Here is a 25,803-nt window from a genome sequence, read left to right on the forward strand (position 1 = left end):
TTTCAGCCACCGTTACAAGGAACAGACGAATGGCGATCCATGCAACGAGGTCACGTTGACCCTATGGTGACAAGACCCAATACCCTGGTCCTGGCAGTCGTGACGCTGTATGCCGGCGGCGCCAGCGCCGACGCCGCCGATATGTTCTCGTTAAGCAGTTTCGGCACGGTGGGGATCGTCCATTCCAGCGAAAAAAGAGCCGACTTCACCTCCAGTATCTTCAAACCCAACGGCGCCGGTCATTCACGCAACTGGAGCGCCGACGTCGACAGCCTGATCGGTGCCCAACTGACTGCCACGTTCACCCCGCAGCTGTCGGCCGTGGTACAGGTCATTTCAGAGCAGCGCTACGACAACAGCTACCGCCCCTTTGTCGAGTGGGCCAACATCAAGTACCAGTTCACGCCGGACTTGAACGCCCGCATTGGCCGTACCGTATTGCCGACTTTCCTGGTCTCCGACACTCGAAAAGTGGGCTACACCCTGCCCTGGGTGCGTGCGCCCATGGAGGTCTACAGCCTGATGCCGATTTCCAGCAGCGACGGCATCGATGGCAGCTACCGGTTTCGTGTCGATGAAATCACCAATACCGTGCAGGCGCACTACGGCCAGAACGACACCCGTCAGCCTGACGGCGCCGGCAAGGTACTGACGAGAAATTTCTGGGGGGTCACCAACACCACCGAGTTCGGCGTCCTGACCACGCGCATCACCTTCATGAAAGCCGACCTGACCCTGGAGCCGTTCAATTCACTCTTCGATACGCTCAGGGCGTTCGGTGCCGAAGGCATCGCCATCGCTGATCGCTACGACTCCGATGACACGCCTGTCGAATTCTTCGGAGTGGGCGCCAGCTATGACCCGGGCGACTGGTTCGTCATGAGCGAATGGGGGCGTCTGGATAGCCGTTCCGGCCTGGGCAGGACCAGTGGCTGGTACATCAGCGGCGGGTACCGCGTTGCAGCGTTCACCCCCTATGTCACCTACGCTCGATCCAGGACCGAAACAGAAGTCTCCAGCCCGGGCTTGACGACATCGGCCTTGCCGCCCGCCCTGGCGGGGGTTGCCGAGCAGCTCAACGGAGCGCTCAACTCTGTCCTGGGCTCAAATGAAGGCCAACAGACCGTGTCCCTTGGCGTGCGCTGGGATTTCACCAAGAACATGGACGCCAAACTGCAATACGATCACACACGTTTCAAGGGCAACTCGGTCGGTCCGTTGATCAACCCCCAACCGGACTTCACGTCGGGGGGCTCGCTCAACGTCATCAGCCTAGCTGTCGATTTTGTATTCTGATGGAGCAGGCCATGGGGTTTGTGAGGCTCATCGGATTCGCCGTAGCGGGGCTCGCCCTGTGCGCAGCCAGCGCTGCCGTCAAGGCCGAGGTGGTCGTGGTCGTCGCCACGTCCAGCCCGGTGAAAGCGCTCGCGCCCAATCAGGTGGCGGATATTTTCCTCGGCAAGACCAGTCGTTTCCCCGACGGCGGACAGGCAATTCCCATTGACCTGACGGAAGATTCGCCGACCCGCGATGAGTTCTACACAATGTTCACAAGCAAGTCCGCCTCCCAGCTCAAGGCGCACTGGTCGAAAATCATCTTTACCGGCAGGGGCCAACCGCCGCAGGCTGTTTCGAACAGCGCGGAGGTCAAGAAGCGTGTTGCAGAGAACCCCGGCACCATTGGCTATATCGATGCTCGGGAGGTGGACGGCAGCGTCAGGGCACTACCGCTTGACCCGCAATAAGCGCGGGCCTTAGTTATCGAGATCCGTGTCGGCCGCCTGGGCTTGCAGCAATACCTTGAACTGATCGGCGGGAACCGGCTTGTTGAAGTAAAAGCCCTGGAACTCGTCGCAGGCATTGTCGCGCAGGAAATCGGCCTGTTCCTTGGTTTCCACACCTTGGGCCACCACGGTCAGGCTGAGGGTCCGGCCCATGGCAATAATGGCCTCGGTCAAGGCTTTGTCTTCCGACACGCTGCTGGTATCGCAGATACACGAGCGGTCGATCTTGATGACGTCGAGCGGAAACTGTTCGAGGGCAGAGAGCGAAGAATAGCCAATGCCGAAATCATCGATGGCGATGCGGACCTTCAGGTGTTTGAGCCCGGTCAACACGCTCAACGCTCTCTTGACGTCCTGCATGAGCAGGCTCTCGGCGATTTCCAGCTCCAGCAGACGTGCATCCATACCGGTTTCGGCCAATATCTCAGCCAGGTCCGTGAGCAGGTTCTCATCGGCAAACTGCCGTGCCGTGAGGTTCACGGCGACCCCCAGGTGCGGCAATCCCTGTTGCTGCCAGGCCACGTTTTGCTGGCAGGCGGTCTTGAGCACCCACTTGCCGATCGGCACGATCAAACCGGTCTCTTCGGCGACGGGGATGAATTGCATCGGTGCCACGATACCCAGGTCCGGATGGTTCCAGCGCAGGAGCGCTTCCATGCCGGTAATGCGACCACTGCCAATATCTCGCTTGGCCTGGTAGTGAAGCTGAAACTCGTGGCGCTCCAGCGCGTGGCGCAAGCTCAGCTCCAGCGTCATCCGCTCCAGTGAGTCCGCGTTCAGCTTCGCGGAGTAGAACTGGAAGTTGTTCTTGCCGCATTGCTTGGCCTGGTACATCGCGATATCGGCGTTTTTCTTGAGTGTCTGCTCGTCCAGGCCATCCTGTGGAAACACACTGATCCCGACACTGGCGGTCACCCGGAACTCCTGACCCTGGAGGTTGAAGGGCCGGGCAATGGCGCCGAGGATTTTCTGGGCGGTGGTTGCCACGTCCTTGTCATCGGACAGCTCCGGCAGCAGGATCACGAATTCGTCGCCGCCCAATCGGGCCACCGTATCGCTGGTGCGCAGACACGCCTTGAGCCGCAGCGCGACCTCCTTGAGCAGTTGATCGCCGGCATCGTGCCCAAGCGTATCGTTGACTTGCTTGAAGCGGTCGAGATCCAGGAACAGCACCGCCAGTTGCCGACGATAACGGCTTGCCTCACCGATGCTCTGGCTCAACAGCATGCTGAACAGACTGCGATTGGGCAACGCCGTAAGGCCGTCGTGATAGGCCAGATACTCGACATTTTCGGCGTAGGCAATTTTCGCTTCGCCAGCGCGCAGACGGCTTTGCACCAGTTGCCAACTCATCCGGGCGAGCAGCCCCGCCAACAACACCAGCAACAGGCTGCCGCCGGCCGTGCGCCAGAGGTAGGTGTGCGCTTGCTGGTTCACCGCGGCCAGTTGCTCTTGCTCGGACAAGCCGACAATCACCGCCAACGGAAAGTCGTAGAGCTGGCGGGCACTGGTGTAGCGCCGCACACCGTCCGTTCCGTTGATCAAGCGTACGGCGTCAGTGTTTTCGGTGTCCGGCACCACGGCGGCGTAATCGACCTCATCGCCGGCCGATATCGCTTCCCCGCTACGCCGTGCCCGAAAGACGCCGTCGATGCCCAGCAGGCCGAGCAAGCCCTGATTGCCAAGCTTCGAGGTGTCATAACTGCTGACGAAATAGGCCGCATCGACTTCAACCATGGCGATCCCGGCGAATGCGCCAGCCCCCGTGTCAAGCCGCCGGCTGAAACGCAACTTCCACTCCCCCGTCGCCGGGCTTTTCCATGGGCGGCTGATCGACAGTGCAGTGTCACGCCCCACCGTTTGCAGCTCATCCTTGGCGATCCGGTTTCCCACCTCGCTCGACTGGGTGCTGGCCACGACCAGGGCACTGGCATCAACCACGCTGACATCAAACAAGTAAGGCGAAGGCAGCAAGGCACGTGCCTTGAGCTTGGGCAGCGGGTTTGGCTCGCGTTCGGACTCGTAGGTGTACTTGACGAGCTTGAGGGTCTGATCGATTTCACGCACCGCCCGCAGGATCTGCGCTTCGTAGGTGGCGCCGATTTCCAGGCTCGCCTCGGCGATGCCTTGCTGCGCGCGGGCCTGTTCGAGTTCGATCAGGTACAGGGTGCCCGCCCAGATGACCGACAACAGCAGAACGGCCAGCAGCGGGAACAGAATGTAGGCTTCCTGGACCTGGTCGAAGCGGCGCCGAAACCGATTGCTCGTCGCATCGGACTGGGCGGTTTCACGAGGGGCGACATCCTGGGCCGACGTCAGTACACTCGCCCGTTGGATCGCCATGGTGTGCTCCCTGCATTGTTCACTGCTGACGGCCTGCGGGTATCCGACGCGGTAACGCTGCGAGGCGTACGTGGTTCCTGGTCGCCGGCACTGAAGGATTCCGAACCTGCAGAAAACTATAGACCACAAACTGCGCCTGCCACTGCCAATCGGCACGCCGACCGTGGCTTTGCGCCGGTTGTAATGACGAAGTGCAGTTGACTCCCCTGACTTATTGGTCCAGTTTTTAATACAACAGTGCCCTGCAAGTCTTTCATGCAGGACGCGACGCCTGATAAATCCTGTTCGTTAATCAAAGGGCCCCTGCCAGCCTATGAATGATGTACGTAGGACCTTCCCTACCATTGAACGCCAATGGATGCCCCTGTGCCGTTGATTCCCCTGGTTGTGTGTGACGACTCCAACATGGCGCGCAAACAGGTGTTGCGCGCGCTGCCGACAGACTGGCCGGTTTCGGTCACCGAGGCGGTCAACGGGCGCCAGGCGATGGACGCCATACGCCAAGGCCTGGGGCAAGTGGTGCTGCTCGACCTGACCATGCCGGAGATGGATGGCTACCAGGTGTTGAGCGCCTTGCGCGCCGAGGGCTTGAAGGCGCAAGTCATCGTGATTTCCGGTGACGTCCAGGACGAGGCGGTGCGCCGCGTGCTTGAGCTGGGCGCGATGGCGTTCCTGAAAAAACCGTTCGACGAAAACGAACTGCGCCAGACACTGGAGCGGCTGGGGCTACTGGCCCAAGCCAGCCAGGTGCCGTTGCAGAATCGCTCGACCACGAACGTGGCCATCAGTTTCCACGATGTGTTCCGCGAGACGGTCAACGTGGCCATCGGCCGGGCAGCGGCCCTGATCGCCAAGGTACTGGGGGTCTTTGTGCAGTTGCCGGTGCCGAACGTGAACATTCTCGAGGTCGGTGAGCTGCATATGGCGTTGAACGACGTTGGCAGCTCCGAGCAACTCACGGCCATCTGCCAGGGTTTTATCGGCAGCGGTATCGCCGGCGAAGCCCTGCTGATATTCCATGACTCGGAGATCGCCGACATCGCGCAACTGATGCAGCGCGAGAGCGCCGATTATTCAGACCTGGAAATGTTGCTGGACCTTTCCAGCGTCTTGATCGGTGCGTGCCTGAGCAGCATTGCCGAACAGATCGATGTGGTGTTTTCCCAGGGGCATCCGCAGATCCTCGGGCAGCACGCGGCCATCGATGACCTGATCCAGGTCAACCGCAAGCACTGGAAAAAGACCCTGGCGGTGGAAATCAGCTACAGCCTGGAAGGACACGATATTCGCTTCGACCTGTTGCTGCTGTTCACGGAAGACTCCATCGAACGGTTGACCCACAAACTCGCCTACCTGATGAGCTGAGCCATGAACGATCCCATCGATCTGAACGAGTTTCACTGGTTACTGGCCATCGTTCAGAGCATCGACGTCGGTGTCGTGGTGCTCGACCGCGAGTACCGCGTGCAGGTCTGGAACACCTTCATGGAGAACCGCTCCGGGGTGCAGCCCAAGGATGCCCACAATCAGCATTTTTTCAGCCTGTTCCCTGAAGTCGATCGCCAGTGGTTCAGCCGCAAGGTGGAAAGTGTCGCGACCCTGGGCACGCCAGCGTTCACGGTCTGGGAGCAGCGCCCGTACCTGATTCGGTTCAAGAGCTACCAACCGATCACCGGCCAGGAAGCGTTCATGTACCAGAACACCACGCTGCTGCCGCTGCGCTCGCCTGACAACACCATCAAGCACATCTGCCTGGTGATCTATGACGTCACCGACGTCGCCACCAACCGGCACCAGCTCCAGGCCGCCAACGCCCAGCTGCAGGAACTCTCCAGCACCGATCGGCTGACAGGGCTGTACAACCGCGGTCATTGGGAGAGCAACCTGAAAGCCGCCTACGCCCGGCACCAGCGCTACGGCCATGCGTTGAGCCTGGTGATGCTCGATATCGATCACTTCAAGCGGGTCAACGACACCTACGGTCACCAGGCCGGCGACAAGGTCATCGAGCAAGTCGCCAGGCTGCTGCTCGAACATGCGCGCGACTCCGATGTGGTCGGGCGCTATGGCGGTGAAGAGTTTGGCGTGGTGCTTTCAGATACCGACAGCAGCGGTGCACTCACTTTCGCCGAACGCATGCGGCACTCCGTGGAGGCGCTGGAGGTGGTGTACAACGACCAAACCATCCGTTTCACCATCAGCCTGGGCGTGGCCGACCTGAGCCAACCCTCGAACGACCACGCCGACCTGATCGCCAGGGCGGACCAGGCGCTGTATACGTCGAAGAAGACCGGGCGCAATCGGGTGACGGTGCATGAATAGCGAGCCCATACACATCCCCTGTGGGAGCGAGCCTGCTCGCGATGGCGGTGTGTCAGCCACCCTCAATGTTGCTGAACCACCGCTTTCGCGAGCAGGCTCGCTCCCACAGGGAATGTGTGTGGCATTCACTCACTCATAAGGCTTGACGACGTTTCAGCATATTTACCCAGCAGCTTTAGCGTCACCCCGTTTGTCCAGCCGAAGCCGTCCTGCAGTTCATATTCGCCGCCTCCCCCGCCGTCTCCGCGCCCGGACAGATCGTATTTCTCCACCAGCTTGTTTTCCTTGCGGTAAAGGTTCTCGACCTGCTGCAAGAAGCGGCTGCCAATTTGCTGCGCCAGGGCGGTGTGCCGGTATCGGTCCAGCCCCTCCACCGCCACCCACTGCAACGGTGCCCAGCCATTGGGCTCGTCCCACTGCTGGCCATTACTGACCTGGGTGGTGGCGATGCCGCCGGGGCGCAACAGGCCGTCACGTACCGCATCGGCAGTGCGATTGGCATGTTCGACAGACGCCAGCCCCGTATACAGCGGGAAAAGCGTCGCGGCCGTAAGCTGCTGGCGTGGCTGGTTGCGTTGCCAGTCATAGTCCACGTAGAAACCTTTGTCGGCATTCCACAAGTGCTTCTCGATGGCACGCTGGCGCAGTTCGGCGCGCCGGCCGTAAGCCTGGACGCAGGGGCTGTTCTGCACCGTCTCGCAGGCTTTGGCGATGGTGTTTTCCAGATGATAGATCAGGCTATTCAGATCCACGGGCACGATGGCCGTGGTGCGAATACTCGCCAGGTTCTGGCCATCGTCCAACCAACGCGAGCTGAAGTCCCAGCCGCTTTCGGCGCCAGCGCGCAGGTCTCGCCAGAGCTCTTCCCTGGCCCGCTCCGGCGCCTGCTCGGCAGTGCGGACATCTTGCAACCACGATTCCTGTCGAGGCGTCGGGCTGGCATCCCAATAGCGGTTGAGCACACTGCCATCGGCAAGCTTGACCACGTGCCGCTCAGCCGCACCGGGCTTGAGTGACTGGGCGCCCTCCATCCAATAGGCATACTCCTTCTGCAACTGCGGCAGGTATCGTCCATAGGCCTGGTCGCCCTCGATACGCGCCTGTAACTCCACCATGTAAGCAAAAAATGGCGGCTGAGACCGGCTCAAGTAGTAGGTGCGATTGCCGTTGGGAATGTGGCCGTAGGTGTCGATCATGTAGGCAAAGTTGTCGGTCATCTGCCGGACCTGAGCCTTATCGCCGCTCTGCTCAAGCCCCAGCATGGTGAAATACGAATCCCAGTAATACATCTCGCGAAAACGTCCGCCGGGCACCACATAGGGCTGCGGCAGGGGCAACAAGCTGCTGTAGGCCGGCACCTGGCTGTAGGATCGACTCAGTACCGGCCAAAGGCTGTCGATGTGTGCCTCGATCGGAGCGTCGGGCTTGGATGCTGGGCTTTCGGCTTCGCCGGATTCGATGAAATTGTCTTTCACGAAGGCCTTGATATCGAAGCCATCGCGGTTACGTCGGGCCAGGTAATCGGCGCGGATCTGCGCTGGATCACGGTTGGGCAGTGCGTCCACGAAATGCTTCTGGTCAGTGAACACCTGCTCGCGTTGCACCGCTTCAAAGAGTTCGGGATAGGCTTGGTCGGGGGGGAGATTGGCTCGTGCCTGGGCGTCGGCATAGCCCCATGTAGCGGGCGGTTGGCTTGAACAGGCCACGCACAGCAGCGCGGTAAAGGATAGGCTGGTGAAGTACATAGGTCGCATCGGCGGCTCCATCATATTGTCGTTCCTGACAAACGAGTGACCTGCCCGGATGGACCTGGGTTCATTAAATGCGCTTCGATAGCCCCAGCTCCTGTGGGAGCGAGCTTGCTCGCTCCCACAGGCTTCAACTGGCCGGCATCAGAACCAGGTTTCCATCTGGATGCCGTACTGCCAGGTGCCACCGGCGTTGAAGTCAGTCTTGCCGAAGGAGTCGGTGGTGCTGTACCGGTCCAGGTCCGAAGACCAGTTCATGACACTGGCGAACAGGCGCAGCTCAGGACGCGTGAGCAGATCGCCCAGGTCAGGCTTGAAGGTCGGGGCGACCGTGAACTTCCAGAAGTTGCCGTCGACCGCATTGCGTTGCATGTAACCCTTGGGGTCGAGCTGCATGGTTTGCCAGCTCATCTCGTAGGCCATCTCGAAATTGCTGTTGATTTCGTTGGCCAACCGCACGTTGAGGGTCATCCAACGGTAATCGTCGCCCTTGACGTAGCGGTCCTTGCTTTGCTCGGCCAGCAGGCTCGGGCCGATGCGCCAGTCGGACGCTATAGGTGTCTCGCCGTAGAGCGCCAGACGCAGGGCACGGGCATCGTCGATCAATTCGCCATCGGCACCGACGTTCTTGACCTCCGCCCCCAATCCCTGGCCATAGAGCAGCGCCGTCTTGAAGAAGCCTTCGCGGCCGAAAAAGTTTTTCTGGTGATTGGCAACCATGCTGTGCAAGCCGGAATCGGCCGGCGCCAGCCCCGCTTCGTTGGTGCGGGTAGCAAAGTCGTTTTTCTTCGAGCCGATGGCGTTGAACATCCACTGCCACTGGCCATTGTCGAAAAACTGGTTGGAGGTCAGGATGTAGCTTTCCACATCGGCATTGACGCCGCCCTCACTGAAATCCCCGTAGTTGCGACCGATCAACGAGTAGTTCGAGCGCCAGTTCTTGTTCATCTGTATATCGTAGATACCGCCACCGGTGCCAGCCAGATAGACAACGTCGGAGTCGAGCCAGTGGATGTCGAAATTGTCCCTGTCGAAGCGCTTGCCAGCCCACAGGGTGGAGTTTTCGAACATCGAGTTGCCCTTGAATGCCGCCAGGTGATCGAGTTCGGTAAACACCTGGCGCACGTTCAGGTTGCTTTCATCGGCGGTCCAGTCGTTGGAGCTCTCCACACCATCGGCGATGGAAACCGTGAACTTGGAGCGGGTACCGTTCTGCGCGTATTGCTCTTTCGACAGGTCGATACGCATGTAGGTATCGTCCTCGTTACCGAGTCGCCCGACAGCGCCGCCGACAGAACCGGCCGGAGTGGTGTACGGACCGCCACGACCACCGCCCAACCCATCATTGATCAGCAACCCGGAGCGGGCGTAGCCCTTGAAGCTGAAACCGTCGGTAAGGTGCGCACCACTGCCCTGCTTCTCTGTGCTTTGCTGGCTGGCTTCGAGTTTGGCCAGGCGAGCATCGAGCGTGGGGACCGTAGCGGCGGACGCCACCGGCTGCATGGCGGGCGTGGCGAGTTTGAGTTGCTGTAATTCCCTGGCGAGTGCCTGGGTTTGCTGTTCGGCGGCGGCGGCACGCTTTTCCGCTGCACTGGCACGGGCCTCGAACGCGGCCATGCGCTCTTCCAGAGTCGCGGCCTGTGAAGTGGTCGCCGAGGCGCCGAGCACACCTACGAGTAGCCAGCTTGATGCTTTCTGCATGTGGTTTTTCCCTGTTTTGTTTTTATTGTTCTGTTGCCGCGACCGGCCTTTTTGCCCAGGTTCTGAATTGTCAGACCCAAGGAAAAAAAGGATGCCTCATCGCAAATACACTGATACATTTGGCGATGTTAACGTTAACTTTTCTAAAAACAAAAATAAAGAGGGCTTTATGAAACAGCTCAAATCGATCCTTCCAGCGGCACTGCTCGGCCTGTGCGTCGGGTTTCCATCCCTCTCCACAGCCGCCAGCCTGACGATTTCCTGCGGTGCCGTGGGTGCTGAATTGCAACTGTGCAAGGAGGCCGTCGAGGCGTGGTCGAAACAGACCGGCAACAGCGTCGAAGTGGTTTCCACCCCTAACTCGGCAACCGAACGGTTGTCGTTCTACCAACAGATCCTCAGTGCGCAATCCAGCGACATCGACATCATCCAGATCGACATGGTGTGGCCGGGGATGCTTGCCAAACACTTGATGGACCTGCGCGAGGTGCTTCCTGCCAACGCTACCCAAGGTTACTTCCAGGCCCAGGTGGACAACGCCACGGTGAACGGGCGCCTGGTGACCATGCCGTGGTTCACCGACTCGGGGCTGCTGTATTACCGCAAGGACTTGCTCGAGAAGTACAACAAGCCCGTGCCCCAGACCTGGGAAGAAATGACGGCTACCGCCAAGACTGTCCAGCAAGCCGAGCGTGATGCCGGGAACGCCAATGCCTGGGGCTATGTATTCCAGGGGCGCGCCTACGAAGGCCTGACGTGTAATGCCCTGGAGTGGATCAGCAGCCAGCCGCAAGGCGGGCTGGTCAATCCGCAAGGCGACATCGTGGTCAACAGCCAGGCCTCAAGGGCCGCATTGACCTTGGCCAAAAGCTGGGTGGGAGACATTTCCCCGCGTGGCGTACTCAACTACACCGAGGAAGAAGGACGCGGCGTCTTCCAGTCGGGCAATGCGCTGTTCATGCGTAACTGGCCTTATGTCTGGGCCCTGGTGCAAAGCCAGGACAGCGTCGTGAAGGACAAGGTCGGCGTCGCTCCCCTGCCCCGCGGCGGCGAGACGGGCACCCATGCGTCCACCCTCGGTGGCTGGGGCCTGGCGGTGTCGCGCTACAGCGCCAACCCCAAGCTCGCCGCAGAGCTGGTGAGCTACCTGAGCAGCGCCCAACAGCAGAAACACCGCGCCTTGGTTGGCGCCTACAACCCGGTGATCGAGTCGCTGTACCAGGATCCCGAGTTGCTCGCGGCCATGCCTTACTACAGTCAACTGCGCAGCATCCTCAATGATGGGGTCATGCGCCCTGCTTCAATCACCGCCGACCGCTATCCACGGGTCTCCAATGCGTTCTTCGATCAAGTGCACGGCGTGCTGGCGGGCGAACGGCCGGTCGATCAAGCGCTGGCCGAACTGGAAAGCGAACTTACGCGCATCAAACGCCGGAACTGGTAAGCCACAAGGAAGGAAATCACCATGTCTGTCTCCACTACACTCGCCCCCGGCGACGACGAGCACCTGCTCACTCGGGAAACGCCGGTACAACGCCGTCGCGTTCGCGCCGCCTGGCTGTTCCTGAGCCCGATGTTGCTGTGCCTGGCCCTGGTGGCGGCCTGGCCGCTGCTGCGCACATTCTGGTTCAGCCTGACCGACGCCAGCCTGGCCGACACGGGCGATGCCAGCTTTGTCGGCTTGAGCAATTATCTGTTTCACAGCAGTGCTGGCTGGTCGGGCATCCTGGTCGACCCACAGTGGTGGAATGCGGTGCGCAACACCTTGCATTTCACCGTGGTGTCAGTGGGATTGGAAATCGTACTGGGGCTGCTGGTGGCGTTGCTGCTGAACGTCAAGTTCACCGGACGCGCCCTGGTGCGGGCGTTGATCCTGATCCCCTGGGCGATCCCGACCATCGTCTCGGCGAAAATCTGGTCATGGATGCTCAACGACCAGTTCGGCATCATCAATCACATAATGCTCGGCCTCGGCCTGATCGATGCGCCCCTGGCCTGGACAGCCGACGCCGACCTGTCGATGTGGGCAGTGATCGTCGTCGACGTCTGGAAGACCGTGCCCTTCGTCACGCTGCTGATGCTGGCGGCCTTACAGATGTTGCCCAGCGACTGCTACGAAGCCGCCAGGGTCGATGGCATTCACCCGGTGAAAGTGTTCTGGTGGGTCACCCTGCCGCTGCTGATGCCGGCATTGCTGGTGGCGGCGATCTTTCGCATCCTCGATTCCTTGCGAGTGTTCGACGTCATCTATGTGTTGACCTCGAACTCATCGAGCACCATGAGCATGTCGGTCTATGCCCGCCAGCACCTTGTGGAATTCCAGGACGTCGGTTACGGCAGCGCCGCTTCGACCTTGCTGTTCCTGGTCGTGGCGGTCATCGCCATGGCGTACCTGTACCTCGGACGCCGTCAACTGGAGGTTCGCTCATGAGCCCGCGCCTGCTGAAAAAAACCCTGCTGCGCGCCGGGTTCTGGTGCCTGATCGGGATCTTGCTGCTGTATGCGGTCTTCCCGTTCTACTACGCCATCGTGACGTCGCTGAAGCCGTCCAGCGCCTTGTTCCAGGTGAGCTACTGGATCGACAACCCAGACTTCTCCAACTATGCCGCCGTGCTGAGCCAGGCCTCGTTCCTGCGGGCCATCGGCAACTCGCTGGTGGTCGCGCTGAGCGTGGTCGCACTGGCGTTGTTCCTCAGCCTGACCGCCGCCTATGCCCTGGGCCGCGTGAAGTTTCGCGGACGCGGCGTGGTGTTGATGATGGTCCTGGGCGTCTCGATGTTTCCACAAGTCGCAGTGCTGTCGGGATTGTTCGAAGTGATCCGTGCCCTGGGCCTGTACAACACGTCCTGGGCGTTGATCCTGAGCTACACGATTTTCACCCTGCCCTTCACCGTCTGGGTACTGACTACCTTCATGGGGCAACTGCCTCATGAGTTGGAAGAGGCCGCCATCATGGACGGTGCGTCACCCTGGGTCACGCTGACCCGCGTGCTGTTGCCGCTGCTCTGGCCGGCACTGGTCACCACGGGGCTTTTGGCCTTCATCGCCGCCTGGAACGAGTTCCTGTTTGCCCTGACCTTCACCCTGACCGACTCGCAACGCACGGTCCCGGTCGCCATCGCGCTGATTTCCGGCGGCAGCCCCCATGAATTGCCTTGGGGCTTGTTGATGGCGGCGTCGGTGCTGGTCACGGTTCCATTGGTGATTCTGGTGCTGGTCTTCCAGCGCCGCATCGTTTCCGGCCTCACTGCCGGCGCGTTAAAGGGTTGAGGCCCAACACAGATAAGAAAGGAACAGCATCGTGATCAAGTTGAAGCTGGACAACGTGAACAAACAATTGGGCGGCGCACGCATTCTTCGCGACGTCAGCCTGGAAATCTCGGCAGGTGAATTCGTGGTTTTCGTCGGCCCTTCGGGCTGCGGAAAGTCGACCTTGCTGCGGCTGATCGCCGGACTGGATTCGATCTGTGACGGCGACCTGCTGATCGACGGACGCCGGGTCAATGACCTGGAGCCGCGCGAGCGTGGCGTCGGCATGGTGTTCCAGTCCTATGCGCTGTACCCGCACATGAGCGTCTACGACAACATCAGCTTTGGCCTCAAACTGGCCAAGACCGAAAAGACCACCCTGCGCGAGCGAGTGCTGAAAACCGCGCAGATCCTGCAGTTGGACAAACTGCTGCAACGCAAGCCACGGGAACTGTCGGGTGGACAGCGCCAGCGCGTGGCCATGGGCCGGGCCATGGCGCGGGAACCGGACATTCTGTTGTTCGACGAGCCGCTGTCCAACCTCGACGCCTCCCTGCGCGTGCAGATGCGCAACGAAATCGCTCGGCTGCATGGGCGCCTGGGCTCGACCATGATCTACGTGACCCACGACCAGGTTGAAGCGATGACCCTGGCGGACAAGATTGTCGTGCTCAATGGCGGGCGCATCGAACAGGTCGGCTCGCCACGCGAACTCTACGAGCACCCGGCCAGCCGCTTTGTCGCCGGTTTCCTCGGTTCGCCCAAGATGAACTTTCTGCCGGCGCGCCTGCACACCCCAGGTGAAACCAGCCAGATCGACAGCCCTTTATTGGGCATGACGCCCCTGCCCTTCAACAGCGCCCACCTGGCCGCGAACAGTCCGCTGACCTTGGGGATTCGCCCGGAACACGTGTCGCTCAAAGCGGCGCAAGGCAGCGCTGGGGTCGTCGTGGTCGGGGTCGAATACCTGGGCAGCGAAACCTACGTGCACCTGGAGTCAGGCGAGGATGAACCGTTGATCTGTCGCTGTGAGGTCAATGCCGGATGGCGAGTGGGCGATCGGGTTGAACTGCAACTGGCGTTCGGCAGCGTGCATCTGTTCGACGCGGATGGCACGGCCTTGAGACGCCACCCTGCTGTTATTGAAGTCCTCCCGGAGGACGTCCCACAGCGCTCGCCAAAAGCAGGCGCCCTATGACTGTGTCTGTAAATGCCATGAACGCCCCCATGCCCTCCCCCCTTGAACATGCGCAGCAGGCGCTGAGTGAAGGTCAGTCTCGTCTCATCGACGATTATCGCCCTGACTATCATCTGGCGCCTGTCGCGGGCTGGATGAACGACCCTAACGGGGTGGTGTTTTTCCGTGGTGAATATCACGTGTTCTACCAACACCACCCTTTCGATGCCAAATGGGGTCCGATGTATTGGGGACACGCCAAGAGCGCCGATCTGGTCCATTGGCAGCATCTGCCCCTTGCCCTGGCGCCAGGCGATGACTTTGACCGCCACGGCTGTTTTTCCGGTAGCGCGGTGGTGTGTGGCGACACCCTGGCGCTGATCTACACCGGGCACACCTGGCTGGGAGAAGTGGGTGACGAGCGCTTTATCCGCCAGGTCCAGTGCCTGGCCACCAGTGACGACGGCATCCGGTTCGTCAAGCATGGCGCCGTCATCGAAGACGCGCCGCAAGAAACGATCATGCACTTTCGCGACCCGAAGGTCTGGCAGGAGGACGGCCATTGGTACCTGATTGCCGGCGCGCGCCTGGGCGACAAACCGCTGCTGCCGCTGTACCGCTCCACCGACCTGCACACCTGGGAGTTCCTCGACTACGTGTCCAGCGGTAATGAGGGCGATGGCTACATGTGGGAATGCCCGGACCTGTTTCGCCTAAACGGGCGTGACGTGCTGCTGTACTCCCCCCAGGGCATGCAACCCGAAGGTTACGAACGGCTCAACAAGTACCAGACCGGTTATCGCATCGGCCGGCTCGACAACCAATGGCACTTCACCGGCGGGCCGTTCATCGAACTGGATAACGGTCACGATTTCTATGCCGCGCAAACGTTGGAGGCCGCCGATGGTCGGCGCCTGGTGTGGGCCTGGCTGGACATGTGGGAAAGCCCGATGCCGAGCCAGGCCCATCACTGGTGCGGCATGCTCGGCTTGCCCCGCGAGCTTGAACTGCAGGGCGATCGCCTTGGCGTGTTTCCGGCACGGGAACTGACCGCGCTGCGCCAGGCGCCGCTGCCGAGCATCGCGCCGTGGGGCGAGTCGGGCAGCCGCTGGGTGCCGCAGGTGCAGGGCGACAGGCTGGAGATCCATGTGCATCTGGATCTGCTCGGCTGCACCGAAGGCCACCTGGGCATTGCCTTGCGCTGCAGTGCCGATGAGCAGGAGCAAACCCTGCTCTATTACGACGCGTCACTGCAACGCCTGGTACTCGATCGCAGCCGCTCGGGTGCGCAAGTGAGCGGTCAGCGCAGCGTGTCGATCGAGCCGACGCAAACGCAACTGCACCTGCGGGTATTTCTCGATCGCTCGTCCATCGAGGTGTTTGAGGAAAACGGCCGCTTCAGCTTCAGCAGCCGCCTCTATCCGCGGCCCGACAGCCTCGGGGTGAAACTGTTGGCAAACGGCACTGGCGGGCGCGTCGCCATCCCCAAGGCGTGGCCGCTGGACTCGGGCTGGCTGTGAGTACCGCCATTGGAGTCGCGAGAAGCCCAGGGCCTGTGTCATGATTCTGCGTCAACCTGACTGGCCGCACTTCGCATGACTTCAGTGAAAGACGTTGCACAGCTGGCCGGCGTATCCCTGATGACGGTTTCGCGCGCGCTCAACACGCCGGAAAAACTGAGCCCCGAAACCCTTCAGCGGGTACGTCGCGCCATTGAGGAACTGCAATTCGTACCGAGCCTGTCGGCGCGCAGGATGCGCGGCGACAACCTGCAGGCGCGCACCATCGGTGTGTTCGCACTGGACACCGCGACCACACCGTTCGCCGTCGAGTTGCTGCTGTCCATCGAACAGACCGCGCAGCAGGCAGGCTGGAACGTCTTCATCCTCAACCTGTTGAGCAACCCGCCCACCGACCAGAACATCGACCTGATGCTGTCGCACCGCCCCGACGGGTTGATTTTCAGTGCCATGGGATTGCGCCAGGTGAGCATTCCCGAGCGACTCAAGAGCAAACCGCTGGTGCTCGCCAATTGCCTGGCCGATGACAGCCACCTGGTCAGTTATGTGCCGGATGATGAAGCCGGGCAACATCGAGCCATGCAGCATGCGTTGAGCCAAGGCTATCGGCGCCCGCTGTGTATCAATTTACCGAGGAAGAGTCTTGCCTGGGGTCTGCGCCAGCAAGGCTTGCAACGCGCCTGTCAAGCCGTCGGGCTGGCACCTGAAGCACTCCTGCAATACGACCTTTCCGATCACGACGCCTATGGTGAAACCGCCGCCATTCTCGACCGGCACATCGTTGACGGCCGTCCGCAATTCGACGTCCTGGTCTGCGGCAACGACCGCATCGCCTTCTGCGCCTATCAGTTGTTGCTGGGTCGCGGCCTGAAAATTCCCGGCGATGTCGCGGTGCTCGGCTATGACAACATGATCGGCATCGCCGAACTGTTCGTCCCGCCACTGACCACCGTACAACTGCCGTACTACGAGATCGGTCGCCAGGCGGCCCGGCACCTGATCGAGAACCTCGAGGTATCGGGCGCCCAGCCGGTGGATTGCCCGCTGGTGGTCAGGGCGTCGCTATAAGACCGCCGACAAACCCGTGGCGAGGGAGTCGCCGACGCTGCGCTGTCGCGCAGCAAACAATTATTCGGCCTCAGATAGGAGGTGCGCGCAGGACAGAGGCCGCAGTTATCACTGGCGTGTTCGCACCCGAGAGGGAGAGCGGCCCACACGGTATCGGCGTGGAGTCGTTGTTGGCATAGCATGCTGTGACCACGTATAGGAGAGTGAACCCTTTCGCCACTGTGTAGCCTGCGCCTTGGAATCTATTTAGAAGATCAGATACCTGAGTTTTTGAATAGGAGCTTGCGCACGAAGTCAGTCTGACAGTTGGCCAGGATTATGGCCGAGTACATATCCATCGCTGCGGTAACGGCCACTTAGGGTTCCGCCCTGACGGCGGCTCACTTTTGAGAAGCCCGGGAGCCGGCCCAGTCAAAAGTAAGCAAAACGCTTTTGCCCCACCACTCGGCACCTCGCCTAGGCTCGGTGTGCCCTCACTCCGGCATTGCTCCGTGGGCCGCCGCGAAGGGCCATCCATGGCCCAGCGCGGCTAACCCGGCATCCATGCCGGGTTGCCCACTACGCAATGCCTGCGTTCGGCCATCGTAGTTAACGGGGCGCCGAGATCAACGTCCGTCGCGAGGCGGCCTCATAGCCGACCTGGCTCTTCCGGTCGTACTCCGGTCCAATTGTGGGAGCGAGCCTGCTCGCGAAGGCGGTCTGATAGTTGGCCATAGATTCTGGGCAACCACATTTTCAGTGGAAATTGAACATTCTCGCTACCGTGCAGCCTTGACCTGGAATTTGTTATAGAAAATCAAGTGCTTGCGTTTTGTTTGATAGGAGCTTGCTCCCGCTTGAGTGCAAAGCGCTCACAAAAAGGGCCGCTTCGCGGCCCAGCGGGAGCAATTGCTGGCCACGGGTGCACCGTTTTTCTTAAGTGAACAGCATTATGATCACTCAGGCTGTTTCGCGGGCGACGGCGGCAGCGCCGCGATGATCTGGGCGCGGCAAACCTCGAGGATTTCATCGGCCAGCACGGAATCGTCCGGGCAGGCCCGCGACAACATGATCGCCCCGACGGCATGCGCCAACATGTCGAGCATTTTTGCCCTGATCGCTTCCTGCGGTGCTTCCTGCGACGCGTCTTGCCCGGCCTCGTACCGGCTTTCGAGCGCGGCCAGGGTGTTTTCGACGCCGCGGGCAAAGGTGGCCTTCAGTTCGGGCGATTGACGGGCAGCGTCGCCACACAGTGCCGCCATGGTGCAACCGCCGCCCCGGCCGTCACGGTGGTCCCTGGACACGTAAAGATCGACGAAATCAGGCACGTCGATGCCCGCATTGTCGGTCAGCGACTGCGCAAGGCTGCTCGCTGCCGCTTCGGCCATCAGGTCGGCCTTGGAGCCGAAATGCTTGTAGAACCCGCCATGGGTGAAGCCAGCAGCCGCCATCAGGTCCGCCACACCCACACCGTCAAAGCCTCGCTCGCGAAACAAGACAGAGGCCGTCTCGACGATGTGCTCTCGATTTGCCTGGGCCTGGGCCTTGGTCACCCTCATTTTTCACTCCCTCGTGCTGCTCGAAAATCATGCTCACATCATACATAGATGTCGAACATAATCAAATTCGTTGACAGTTTAGATTTCGATCATCATCCTAATGAAAAGCCGTGCTCACCTCGCCAGGCTGCACGCGCTCCCTTTATCCAAACCGACGGAAACAAGACGCCATGACCGACCAGATCCTGTTCACGCCCTACACGTTGGGTGATCTCACGCTTTCCAACCGAGTGGTCCTGGCGCCGCTGACACGTAACCGTGCGGGGCAAGGTTTTGTACCGAGCGAGTTCGCTGCCACTTACTACAGCCAGCGAGCGTCGGCCGGCCTGCTGATCTCCGAGGCGTCACAGATTTCCCAGCAAGGACAGGGCTATCAGGACACACCCGGGATCTACACCCAGGCGCAGATCGACGGCTGGCGCACGGTCACCGAGGCCGTGCATGCCAAAGGCGGGCGGATTTTCCTGCAGCTGTGGCATGTCGGCCGCGTTTCCCACGTCGACCTGCAAGCGAATGGTGCGGCGCCAGTTGCCCCCTCCGCCTTGCGTCCGGCGACCAAGGTATTCGTCAACAACAGTTTCGAGGACGTTTCCGAACCGCGAGCGCTGGACATCAGCGAGTTGCCGGGGATCGTCAACGATTTTCGCCAGGCGGCGGCGAACGCCATCGCCGCGGGATTTGATGGCGTAGAGATCCACGGCGCGAACGGCTACCTGCTGGACCAGTTCCTCAAGGACGGCGCCAACGTGCGCACCGATGCCTACGGCGGCTCGATTGAAAATCGTGCGCGCCTGCTGCTGGAAGTCACCGCGGCCGTGGTGGATGAAGTCGGCGCCAACCGCACCGGCCTGCGCATCTCGCCGGTCTCGCCGGCCAATGGTGTGTCCAGCAGCGCGCCACAGGCGCAGTTCGACTACCTGGTCGACCAGCTCGACGCCCTCGACATCGTTTACCTGCATGTGGTCGAAGGCGCGACCGGTGGGCCGCGCGACGTTGTGCCTTTCGACTTTGCTGCCTTGCGCCAGCGCTTCAAAAACACCTACATCGCCAACAACGGCTACGACCTGGACCTGGCTACCTCACGACTCGTCGAAGACAAGGCTGACCTGATCGCCTTCGGCCGGCCGTTCATCGGCAATCCGGACCTGGTGGAGCGGCTCAGAACCGGTTCGCCTTTGTCGGCATTCAATCCCGCTACCCTCTACGGTGGTGGTGCGACGGGCTACATCGATTATCCAACGCTCGCTGAATCCAGCGCGCGGTAACACCGGCCAGACCCGACTGCGCGCCTGAACAACCGCGCGCGACTCGCTCATCAATACCTTGAAGAAGAGAATTTCCCATGGACACTCGCACAACCGTTCTCATCACTGGCGCCTCCACCGGCATTGGTGCTGTCTATGCCCAGCGCTTTGCGCAACGTGGACACGATCTCGTCCTGGTGGCCCGCGACAGCGCGCGCCTGGAAGCCCTGGCCGCCAAGCTGCGCAGCGAACACAACGTTGCCGTCGATATTCTCCAGGCCGACCTGACTCAGATCGGCGACCTGACAACCGTCGAAGCCCGGCTGCGCGATGACGCCAACATCGGCATCCTGGTCAATAACGCCGGTGCCGCCCAATCCGGCACCTTCATCGAACAATCGACCGACAGCGTCGCGCACCTCGTGGCGCTCAATACCACCGCGCTGGTCCGGCTGGCCAGCGCCATCGCCCCACGCCTGGTCAAAGCGGGTGACGGCGCGATTATCAATATTGGCTCCGTGGTTGGCCTGGCACCGGAGTTCGGTATGTCGGTCTACGGCGCGACCAAGGCGTTCGTATTGTTTCTCTCCCAGGGCCTCAGCCTGGAACTCTCCCCGAAAGGCGTCTACGTGCAAGCCGTCCTGCCAGCGGCCACCCGTACCGAGATCTGGGAACGCGCGGGCATCGATATCAACACCTTGAGTGAAGTCATGGAAGTCGGTGACCTGGTCGATGCCGCGTTGGTCGGTTTTGATCGTCGCGAGCCGGTGACCATCCCACCCCTGCATGAAGAAGCACGCTGGGATGCCTTGCAGGCTGCGCGTCAAGGCCTGCTCGGGCAAATCCGGCAGTCCCATGTTGCCGAACGCTATCAAGACCCGGCGTGATCATCGTTTAGCGGGCGCCGGCGCGAAGGACAGCGCCGGTATTTCTGGACACCTGACCAGCCTGTTGCCCCCTTATGAGAACAAAGCACCATGAAGGCATTTTTAATCGACCGCTACGGCAAGCACGCTGGACGTATTGGCGAGGTACCGGCTCCTGAAGTGGCTGACCACGACGTTCTGGTCCGCGTGCACGCCGCCAGCGTCAACCTCCTGGATTCAAAGATTCGCAAAGGCGAGTTCAAACTGATCCTGCCCTACTCGTTTCCCTTGGTATTGGGGCATGACGTGGCCGGGGTCGTGGTCCGCGTGGGATCCCGTGTCGAGCAATTCAAGCCGGGCGATGAAGTCTATGCCCGCGCCCCGGATGGGTACATCGGCACCTTCGCCGAGCAGATCTCAGTGAACGAAAATGCCCTGGCCGTGAAACCGGCAAACATCAGCATGGAAGAAGCCGCTGCCCTGCCCTTGGTCGCCCTGACGGCCTGGCAGGTACTGGTTGAAACCGCCCGACTGAAGCAAGACCAAAAGGTCTTCATCCAGGCCGGTTCAGGTGGCGTCGGCACCCTCGCCATCCAGCTTGCCAAGCACCTCGGCGCCTTCGTTGCGACCAGCACCAGCACCGCCAATGTGGCGTGGGTCAAAGCCCTGGGCGCGGACATTGTCATCGATTACAAGCAACAGGATTTCGCCAACGTTCTGCAGGACTATGACGTCGTGTTGAACAGCCTGGGCGCCGATGAATTGGAGAAATCGCTGAAGATCCTCAAACCCGGCGGCCAGCTCATTTCCATCTCCGGGCCACCCACCCCGCAGTTCGCCCGGGCCCAGGGATTTTCCTGGGTGCTGAGACTGATCATGGGCCTGTTGAGCAGCGGTATACGCCGCAAGGCCCGCCGAAAAGGTGTGAGCTACGCCTTCGTGTTCATGCGTGCCAGCGGCGCTCAACTGCGTGAGATCAGCACGCTCGTCGAATCCGGCAGCATCAAGCCGGTGCTTGACCGATCCTTCCCCTTCGACGCAACAGCCGATGCCCTGAGCTATGTCGAACAAGGACGATCGAAGGGCAAGGTCGTCATCAAGATCCACTCGGGAATGGCCCCTGAAGGAAAGGCGCTGATTTGACCTGCGGGAATCGGTTGACTACCTTGAAACTCACCCATCTCGTTCGACAAGGAGTGTCGACATGTGCGCAGCTGCTCGTGCGTTTTTTACCTTGCCCCTGGCGTTCCAGGCGGTAGCTGCCCAGTCGCCGCATGATCCGCTGAAGCCCCGCATCAACCCCAACTACAACATCCTCAAGGACGCGCACCAGGAACTCGATGCCGCGGCTGGTTGCCATTCGCTCTCGCGTTGAGTTGCCCTCGTCCACAACGCCGCCGATGCCCGCGACAGGCTCAATGAACCCCGCGGCCGGCACCACAAACCCTTCTGCTTTCTCTTTCCCCGGCATGGAATGCCGTGCCGGCTACCGGTTCCCACACAAGGAAGTCACGTCATGAAGACACGTTTGAAAAGGATCACGCCACTGCTCGTCCTCCCATTGTTCTGGCAACCGACAGCGGCCAACGCCGAGTCGTGCGAAGAGACGCTGAGACGGGTGGAGGGGTTGTACAACAACACCGTCGACAGTTGCCGGCAGGACCCAGCCTCGGATTGTTCGGGGTTGCTGATCAGGGGCACTCACCGCGCCAACCCGGCGAAGGGCGAGAAATGGGATGTCTGGAACCCAAGCCCGAAAGCGAAAGAGCTGGGCACCTTTGCCGCCTCCTGGATGCGGGTCGATGGCATCAGCTATGAAGACCCTGGCATGAGCACCCAGAACGGCTACATCATCACGCCGATCGACCAGGTACGCGAACCGGAAACCCCGGTGCACATCTACTGTGCATTTCCGAACGATGCCTGGACCGACTTTCGCGATGATCGAGGTTGTGGCAACAATAAAAACACCGCCCAGACAGAGGCGGTCTGCCAGGCCATGGCGCCGCCTATCCTCAATGCCAATGCCTGGGTCGCGCACTTCACCCGGTTCAACAACGACAGGAAGCAAGACCAGTTGCAATGTGGTTTCAATATGCGCAACCCCATGAGCAGCCGGGAACGGGTCGACGCGTTTCGAAACTTCATGGGCGCCCGGCAAGTCATCAATACCCGCGAATTTCAAACCCAGACCGAACTGCGCCTGGGTAACCCGAAAGACGATGCACTGCCGATCCTGGCGTTTTTCTACAGCGATCAACGTGGCCTGAACGATGCCCTGGCCAACCAACGGGACTACAAGGACAAGACCGGCAAGGATCGCAACATCATCAAGATCGACTTCCCCAGGACGCCGGGCAGCAAGGCCACGTTCTCCTGCACCCAAACCCCGTCGCCGCCCACGCAACAATTCTGTGACCGCTACATCGAATCCAGCACTTGGGTGAAACGCCCTGATCCGAAGCTTGGGCCCGACACCTGGTCGCTCCAAGTCGTGCCCACGGCATGCGGTCGCGCGATCAAGGATGACCAGACCGACAGGATGTTTGCCGAGCTGTACAACAAGCACAAAGACGACGGGCAATGGCGGCAATACAGCGTCTACGGCGGGTCCCTCCGCCGGCAATTGGTGTGTCATCTGGCGGCAACCTTCGATGGCAAACCCGTCAGGAACAAACCCGAGTGGAACCTTGAGCCGGCACGGCCTTACGTCGACCAGGCCAGGGCTGTCGCACAGTACTGCAATCCTTACTGAGGCTTGAGCGGCAACGCGATCTGCCGATATTCCAGGTATCGGCGGATCACGTATTTACCAAACAGCAATATGCGAATCCGCCCGGGGTTCGGTACCACCACACAGCACACCGCTGACCGGGTCGCGCAGGATGATCTGGCCGCGGCCATAGTCGGTCAGGTCGCTGGCGATCTGGACCTCATGCCCCCGTCGTGCCAGGGCATTGGCCAGGTCCCGTGAGGCCCCGTGCTCGATCCCGACCTTCATCGCCCCCAGCCATTGCCAGCGCGGTGCGTCCAGTGCCGCTTGCGGGTTCAGGCCGAAATCCACCAGGTTCATGACCATCTGCACATGCCCCTGGGGCTGCATGTAGCCGCCCATCACGCCGAAGGGACCGAGGGCCTCGCCATTGCGGGTGAGGAAACCGGGAATGATGGTGTGGAAAGTCTTCTTGCCTGGGGCCAGGCAGTTGGCGTGGGTCGAATCGAGGCTGAACTCCTGCCCACGGTTCTGCAGGGCGATGCCGCTGTCGGGCAGCACCACGCCAGAGCCGAACCCGTGGTAGTTGCTCTGGATGAACGAGACCATGTTGCCCTCCCCATCCGCAGTCGCCAGGTACACCGTGCCGCTGGCGTGGGGGTCGCCGGGCGCGGGCGGTTGGGCCTGTTCGCCGATCTGCCGACGACGGTGGGCGCTGTAGTCATCGCTGAGCAGGTCAGCCACCGCCACGCGCATGTGCAAAGGATCGGTGATGTAGTGCAGGCCGTCGCTGTAGGCCAACTTCATCGCTTCCAGTTGGCGATGCCAGGTCTGTTGGCTGTCACGGTGATCGAAGTCGAAGCCTTCCAATATCTTCAACGCCATCAAGGCCACCAGGCCCTGCCCGCTGGGCGGGATTTCCCAGACATCCACGCCTCGGTAATTGACGTGGATGGGGTCCACCCACTGGGCGCGATAATCCTTGAGGTCCGAGGCGCGCAGATAGCCGCCGCTGGCCCGGGAATGGGCGTCCAGGCGCTCGGCCAACACGCCGCGATACAGGCTCTCGCAGCGGGTGTCGGCCAATTCCTGGAGGGTGCGCGCCTGGGCCGGGTTGCGAAAAACCTCCCCGGCCCGTGGCGCCCGGCCTTCGATCAGGAAGGTGTCGAACCAGGCCTCGAGGACGGCATCGCGATGGGGCGTGAACTCGTTCACCGCGACCTGCCATTGATGGGCAACCACCGGCGACAGCGCAAAGCCGTCCCGCGCCAGGCTAATCGCCGGTTGCAGCAGCTCGGCAAAGGGCAGCTTGCCAAAGCGTCGAGACAACTCGGCCCAGGCCGACGGGCAGCCCGGGACGGTCACCGGTGTCCAGCCATAGAGCGGCATCTGCTCGTGGCCGGCGGCCTTGACCGCCTCGATACTCAAGGCAGCCGGTGCATGGCCGTTGCCGTTGAGGCCGTGCAACTGGCCCTTGCACCAGACCAGCGCAAAGGCGTCACCGCCAATGCCACAGCCGGTGGGTTCGACCACGGTCAGTGCGGCTGCGGTGGCGATGGCGGCGTCGATGGCATTGCCGCCCTTTTGCATGATCTCGATGCCCGCCTGGGCAGCCAGGGGCTGGGACGCGGCGACCATGCCTCGACGGGCGAAAACGCTTTGGCGTTGCGACGGATAAGGATATTCGTGGGCAGAAAATTTCAGCATGGTGAAGGCTCTTCGATACAGGAATTCAGTGGCCGGGAAAAGTCATAACACGCGACTGAGAAAAGCCCGGGTACGAGGATGAATGGGGTGACAGAAAATCTGCTCCGGCGGCCCCTGCTCGATGAGCTCGCCCTGGTCCAGGACCACCACACGGTCGGCCACTTCCCGGGCAAAACCCATTTCATGGGTCACCACGACCATGGTCATCCCCTCCTCGGCCAACTCCTTCATCACTTGCAACACCTCGCCGACAGTCTCCGGGTCGAGGGCGCTGGTGGGTTCGTCGAACAACATGGCCTGGGGTTTCATGGCCAGGGCCCGGGCAATCGCCACCCGCTGTTGCTGGCCGCCGGAGAGCATCGACGGGTAGTGATCGGCCTTGTCCGCCAGGCCGACCCGTTCCAGCAGGCCGCGGGCCTGCTCCAACGCTGCGGTGCGAGTCACGCCAAGCACCTGGATCGGCGCCTCGATAATGTTCTCCAGGGCGGTCATGTGGGGGAACAGGTTGAAGCGCTGGAAGACCATGCCGATGTCCCGCCGCTGCCGGGCGATGTTGCGCTCCGACTCACGCACCAGGCTGCCGTCGGCCCGTTCGCGATAGCCCATGGCCCGGCCATTGACGCGGATGCGCCCGCCCTGGATGTCCTCCAGCAAGTTGATGCAGCGGATGAAGGTGGTCTTGCCGGAGCCCGAAGCGCCGATCAGCACCACCACTTCGCCGCGCCGCACTTGCAGGGAGATGCCCTTGAGAATCTGCAGCTCGCCGAAGGACTTGTGGACATCCAGCGCCTCGATGATCAGCTCTTCGCTTTTATGCGCCATG

General features: G+C 61.2%; 21 protein-coding genes. 15 read left to right on the forward strand and 6 right to left on the reverse strand.

The window, feature by feature from the left end:
• Positions 1-63 precede the first annotated feature (63 nt).
• Entirely contained in the window at positions 64-1,296 is a 1,233-nt protein-coding gene (locus B0E42_RS07565) for a porin (RefSeq protein WP_077506128.1), read from the forward strand.
• Positions 1,297-1,307: 11 nt separating this feature from the next.
• Positions 1,308-1,745 (forward strand): substrate-binding domain-containing protein, encoded by a 438-nt coding sequence (locus B0E42_RS07570; RefSeq protein ID WP_077506129.1) that lies wholly within the window; start codon positions 1,308-1,310, stop codon positions 1,743-1,745.
• A gap of 9 nt (positions 1,746-1,754) precedes the next feature.
• On the opposite strand, the gene B0E42_RS07575 is transcribed toward B0E42_RS07570, so the two are convergent.
• A complete protein-coding gene (locus tag B0E42_RS07575; RefSeq protein ID WP_077506130.1) occupies positions 1,755-4,127 on the reverse strand; it encodes a bifunctional diguanylate cyclase/phosphodiesterase in 2,373 nt (790 codons plus the stop codon).
• Positions 4,128-4,481: 354 nt separating this feature from the next.
• On the opposite strand from B0E42_RS07575, the gene B0E42_RS07580 reads away from it, so the two are divergent.
• Together B0E42_RS07580 and B0E42_RS07585 are read left to right on the forward strand one after the other, a co-directional pair.
• Positions 4,482-5,492 (forward strand): response regulator, encoded by a 1,011-nt coding sequence (locus tag B0E42_RS07580; protein ID WP_053179107.1) that lies wholly within the window; start codon positions 4,482-4,484, stop codon positions 5,490-5,492.
• Between the two features lie 3 nt (positions 5,493-5,495).
• Entirely contained in the window at positions 5,496-6,449 is a 954-nt protein-coding gene (locus B0E42_RS07585; RefSeq protein WP_077506131.1) for a sensor domain-containing diguanylate cyclase, read from the forward strand.
• 125 nt (positions 6,450-6,574) lie between these two features.
• On the opposite strand, the gene treA is transcribed toward B0E42_RS07585, so the two are convergent.
• Both treA and B0E42_RS07595 read right to left on the reverse strand, forming a co-directional pair.
• Positions 6,575-8,203, reverse strand: coding sequence for an alpha,alpha-trehalase TreA (gene treA, locus B0E42_RS07590; RefSeq protein WP_077506205.1), 1,629 nt, complete (start codon positions 8,201-8,203; stop codon positions 6,575-6,577).
• Positions 8,204-8,341: 138 nt separating this feature from the next.
• On the reverse strand, positions 8,342-9,898 hold the full coding sequence (locus B0E42_RS07595; RefSeq protein WP_024616516.1) for a carbohydrate porin: 1,557 nt from the start codon (positions 9,896-9,898) through the stop codon (positions 8,342-8,344).
• 169 nt (positions 9,899-10,067) lie between these two features.
• On the opposite strand from B0E42_RS07595, the gene B0E42_RS07600 reads away from it, so the two are divergent.
• The 6 genes from B0E42_RS07600 to B0E42_RS07625 all read left to right on the forward strand — a co-directional run bounded on the left by B0E42_RS07600 (position 10,068) and on the right by B0E42_RS07625 (position 16,912).
• Positions 10,068-11,342 carry an ABC transporter substrate-binding protein gene (locus tag B0E42_RS07600; protein ID WP_018600600.1) on the forward strand — a complete coding sequence of 425 codons (1,275 nt, stop codon included), beginning with the start codon at positions 10,068-10,070 and terminating at the stop codon, positions 11,340-11,342.
• Positions 11,343-11,363: 21 nt separating this feature from the next.
• Positions 11,364-12,329, forward strand: a complete 966-nt coding sequence (locus B0E42_RS07605) for a carbohydrate ABC transporter permease (RefSeq protein ID WP_053179105.1) — start codon at positions 11,364-11,366, stop codon at positions 12,327-12,329.
• Entirely contained in the window at positions 12,326-13,168 is an 843-nt protein-coding gene (locus B0E42_RS07610) for a carbohydrate ABC transporter permease (RefSeq protein WP_018600596.1), read from the forward strand. Before B0E42_RS07605 ends, B0E42_RS07610 begins: the two co-directional genes overlap by 4 nt.
• A gap of 31 nt (positions 13,169-13,199) precedes the next feature.
• Entirely contained in the window at positions 13,200-14,345 is a 1,146-nt protein-coding gene (locus B0E42_RS07615) for an ABC transporter ATP-binding protein (RefSeq protein WP_077506132.1), read from the forward strand.
• A complete protein-coding gene (locus B0E42_RS07620) occupies positions 14,342-15,844 on the forward strand; it encodes a glycoside hydrolase family 32 protein (RefSeq protein ID WP_174599571.1) in 1,503 nt (500 codons plus the stop codon). Before B0E42_RS07615 ends, B0E42_RS07620 begins: the two co-directional genes overlap by 4 nt.
• A 75-nt stretch (positions 15,845-15,919) precedes the next feature.
• Complete coding sequence (locus B0E42_RS07625) at positions 15,920-16,912, forward strand: LacI family DNA-binding transcriptional regulator (RefSeq protein WP_018600589.1); 993 nt, start codon at positions 15,920-15,922, stop codon at positions 16,910-16,912.
• A 935-nt stretch (positions 16,913-17,847) separates the two neighbouring features.
• Here B0E42_RS07625 and B0E42_RS07630 read toward each other — a convergent pair.
• On the reverse strand, positions 17,848-18,450 hold the full coding sequence (locus B0E42_RS07630; RefSeq protein WP_053179099.1) for a TetR/AcrR family transcriptional regulator: 603 nt from the start codon (positions 18,448-18,450) through the stop codon (positions 17,848-17,850).
• A 170-nt stretch (positions 18,451-18,620) separates the two neighbouring features.
• Here B0E42_RS07630 and B0E42_RS07635 point away from each other — a divergent pair, with 170 nt between their 5' ends.
• The 5 genes from B0E42_RS07635 to B0E42_RS07650 all read left to right on the forward strand — a co-directional run bounded on the left by B0E42_RS07635 (position 18,621) and on the right by B0E42_RS07650 (position 23,315).
• A complete protein-coding gene (locus B0E42_RS07635; RefSeq protein ID WP_018600586.1) occupies positions 18,621-19,715 on the forward strand; it encodes an alkene reductase in 1,095 nt (364 codons plus the stop codon).
• 77 nt (positions 19,716-19,792) lie between these two features.
• A complete protein-coding gene (locus B0E42_RS07640) occupies positions 19,793-20,581 on the forward strand; it encodes an SDR family oxidoreductase (RefSeq protein ID WP_053179095.1) in 789 nt (262 codons plus the stop codon).
• A 90-nt stretch (positions 20,582-20,671) separates the two neighbouring features.
• Entirely contained in the window at positions 20,672-21,703 is a 1,032-nt protein-coding gene (locus tag B0E42_RS07645; RefSeq protein ID WP_077506134.1) for an NADP-dependent oxidoreductase, read from the forward strand.
• Between the two features lie 61 nt (positions 21,704-21,764).
• Positions 21,765-21,935, forward strand: a complete 171-nt coding sequence (locus tag B0E42_RS31050; RefSeq protein ID WP_168188498.1) for a hypothetical protein — start codon at positions 21,765-21,767, stop codon at positions 21,933-21,935.
• Between the two features lie 141 nt (positions 21,936-22,076).
• A complete protein-coding gene (locus tag B0E42_RS07650; protein WP_077506135.1) occupies positions 22,077-23,315 on the forward strand; it encodes a DUF2599 domain-containing protein in 1,239 nt (412 codons plus the stop codon).
• A gap of 54 nt (positions 23,316-23,369) precedes the next feature.
• Here the strand turns inward: B0E42_RS07650 and B0E42_RS07655 are convergent, their stop codons facing one another.
• Together B0E42_RS07655 and B0E42_RS07660 are read right to left on the reverse strand one after the other, a co-directional pair.
• Positions 23,370-24,980: a gamma-glutamyltransferase family protein gene (locus tag B0E42_RS07655; RefSeq protein WP_077506136.1), complete on the reverse strand. Its 1,611-nt coding sequence runs from the start codon at positions 24,978-24,980 to the stop codon at positions 23,370-23,372.
• Positions 24,981-25,022: 42 nt separating this feature from the next.
• The gene (locus tag B0E42_RS07660) at positions 25,023-25,802 is read right to left on the reverse strand and encodes an amino acid ABC transporter ATP-binding protein (RefSeq protein WP_003200817.1); all 780 of its coding nucleotides are present in this window, start codon (positions 25,800-25,802) and stop codon (positions 25,023-25,025) included.
• Position 25,803 lies beyond the last annotated feature (1 nt).

The sequence above is a fragment of the Pseudomonas sp. A25(2017) genome (genome assembly GCF_002001065.1).
GTDB lineage: Bacteria > Pseudomonadota > Gammaproteobacteria > Pseudomonadales > Pseudomonadaceae > Aquipseudomonas > Aquipseudomonas kilonensis.

Bases quoted from the DNA above. Each gene is read 5' to 3' on its own strand.
- B0E42_RS07565 (WP_077506128.1), top strand. From the start codon at position 64: ATGGTGACAAGACCCAATACCCTGGTCCTGGCAGTCGTGACGCTGTAT.
- B0E42_RS07635 (WP_018600586.1), top strand. From the start codon at position 18,621: ATGACCGACCAGATCCTGTTCACGCCCTACACGTTGGGTGATCTCACG.
- B0E42_RS07570 (WP_077506129.1), top strand. From the start codon at position 1,308: ATGGGGTTTGTGAGGCTCATCGGATTCGCCGTAGCGGGGCTCGCCCTG.
- B0E42_RS07660 (WP_003200817.1), bottom strand. From the start codon at position 25,802: ATGGCGCATAAAAGCGAAGAGCTGATCATCGAGGCGCTGGATGTCCAC.
- B0E42_RS07575 (WP_077506130.1), bottom strand. From the start codon at position 4,127: ATGGCGATCCAACGGGCGAGTGTACTGACGTCGGCCCAGGATGTCGCC.
- B0E42_RS07655 (WP_077506136.1), bottom strand. From the start codon at position 24,980: ATGCTGAAATTTTCTGCCCACGAATATCCTTATCCGTCGCAACGCCAA.
- B0E42_RS07605 (WP_053179105.1), top strand. From the start codon at position 11,364: ATGTCTGTCTCCACTACACTCGCCCCCGGCGACGACGAGCACCTGCTC.
- B0E42_RS07620 (WP_174599571.1), top strand. From the start codon at position 14,342: ATGACTGTGTCTGTAAATGCCATGAACGCCCCCATGCCCTCCCCCCTT.
- B0E42_RS07650 (WP_077506135.1), top strand. From the start codon at position 22,077: ATGAAGACACGTTTGAAAAGGATCACGCCACTGCTCGTCCTCCCATTG.
- B0E42_RS07585 (WP_077506131.1), top strand. From the start codon at position 5,496: ATGAACGATCCCATCGATCTGAACGAGTTTCACTGGTTACTGGCCATC.
- B0E42_RS31050 (WP_168188498.1), top strand. From the start codon at position 21,765: ATGTGCGCAGCTGCTCGTGCGTTTTTTACCTTGCCCCTGGCGTTCCAG.
- B0E42_RS07595 (WP_024616516.1), bottom strand. From the start codon at position 9,898: ATGCAGAAAGCATCAAGCTGGCTACTCGTAGGTGTGCTCGGCGCCTCG.
- B0E42_RS07645 (WP_077506134.1), top strand. From the start codon at position 20,672: ATGAAGGCATTTTTAATCGACCGCTACGGCAAGCACGCTGGACGTATT.
- treA (WP_077506205.1), bottom strand. From the start codon at position 8,203: ATGCGACCTATGTACTTCACCAGCCTATCCTTTACCGCGCTGCTGTGC.
- B0E42_RS07625 (WP_018600589.1), top strand. From the start codon at position 15,920: ATGACTTCAGTGAAAGACGTTGCACAGCTGGCCGGCGTATCCCTGATG.
- B0E42_RS07600 (WP_018600600.1), top strand. From the start codon at position 10,068: ATGAAACAGCTCAAATCGATCCTTCCAGCGGCACTGCTCGGCCTGTGC.
- B0E42_RS07640 (WP_053179095.1), top strand. From the start codon at position 19,793: ATGGACACTCGCACAACCGTTCTCATCACTGGCGCCTCCACCGGCATT.
- B0E42_RS07580 (WP_053179107.1), top strand. From the start codon at position 4,482: ATGGATGCCCCTGTGCCGTTGATTCCCCTGGTTGTGTGTGACGACTCC.
- B0E42_RS07630 (WP_053179099.1), bottom strand. From the start codon at position 18,450: ATGAGGGTGACCAAGGCCCAGGCCCAGGCAAATCGAGAGCACATCGTC.
- B0E42_RS07610 (WP_018600596.1), top strand. From the start codon at position 12,326: ATGAGCCCGCGCCTGCTGAAAAAAACCCTGCTGCGCGCCGGGTTCTGG.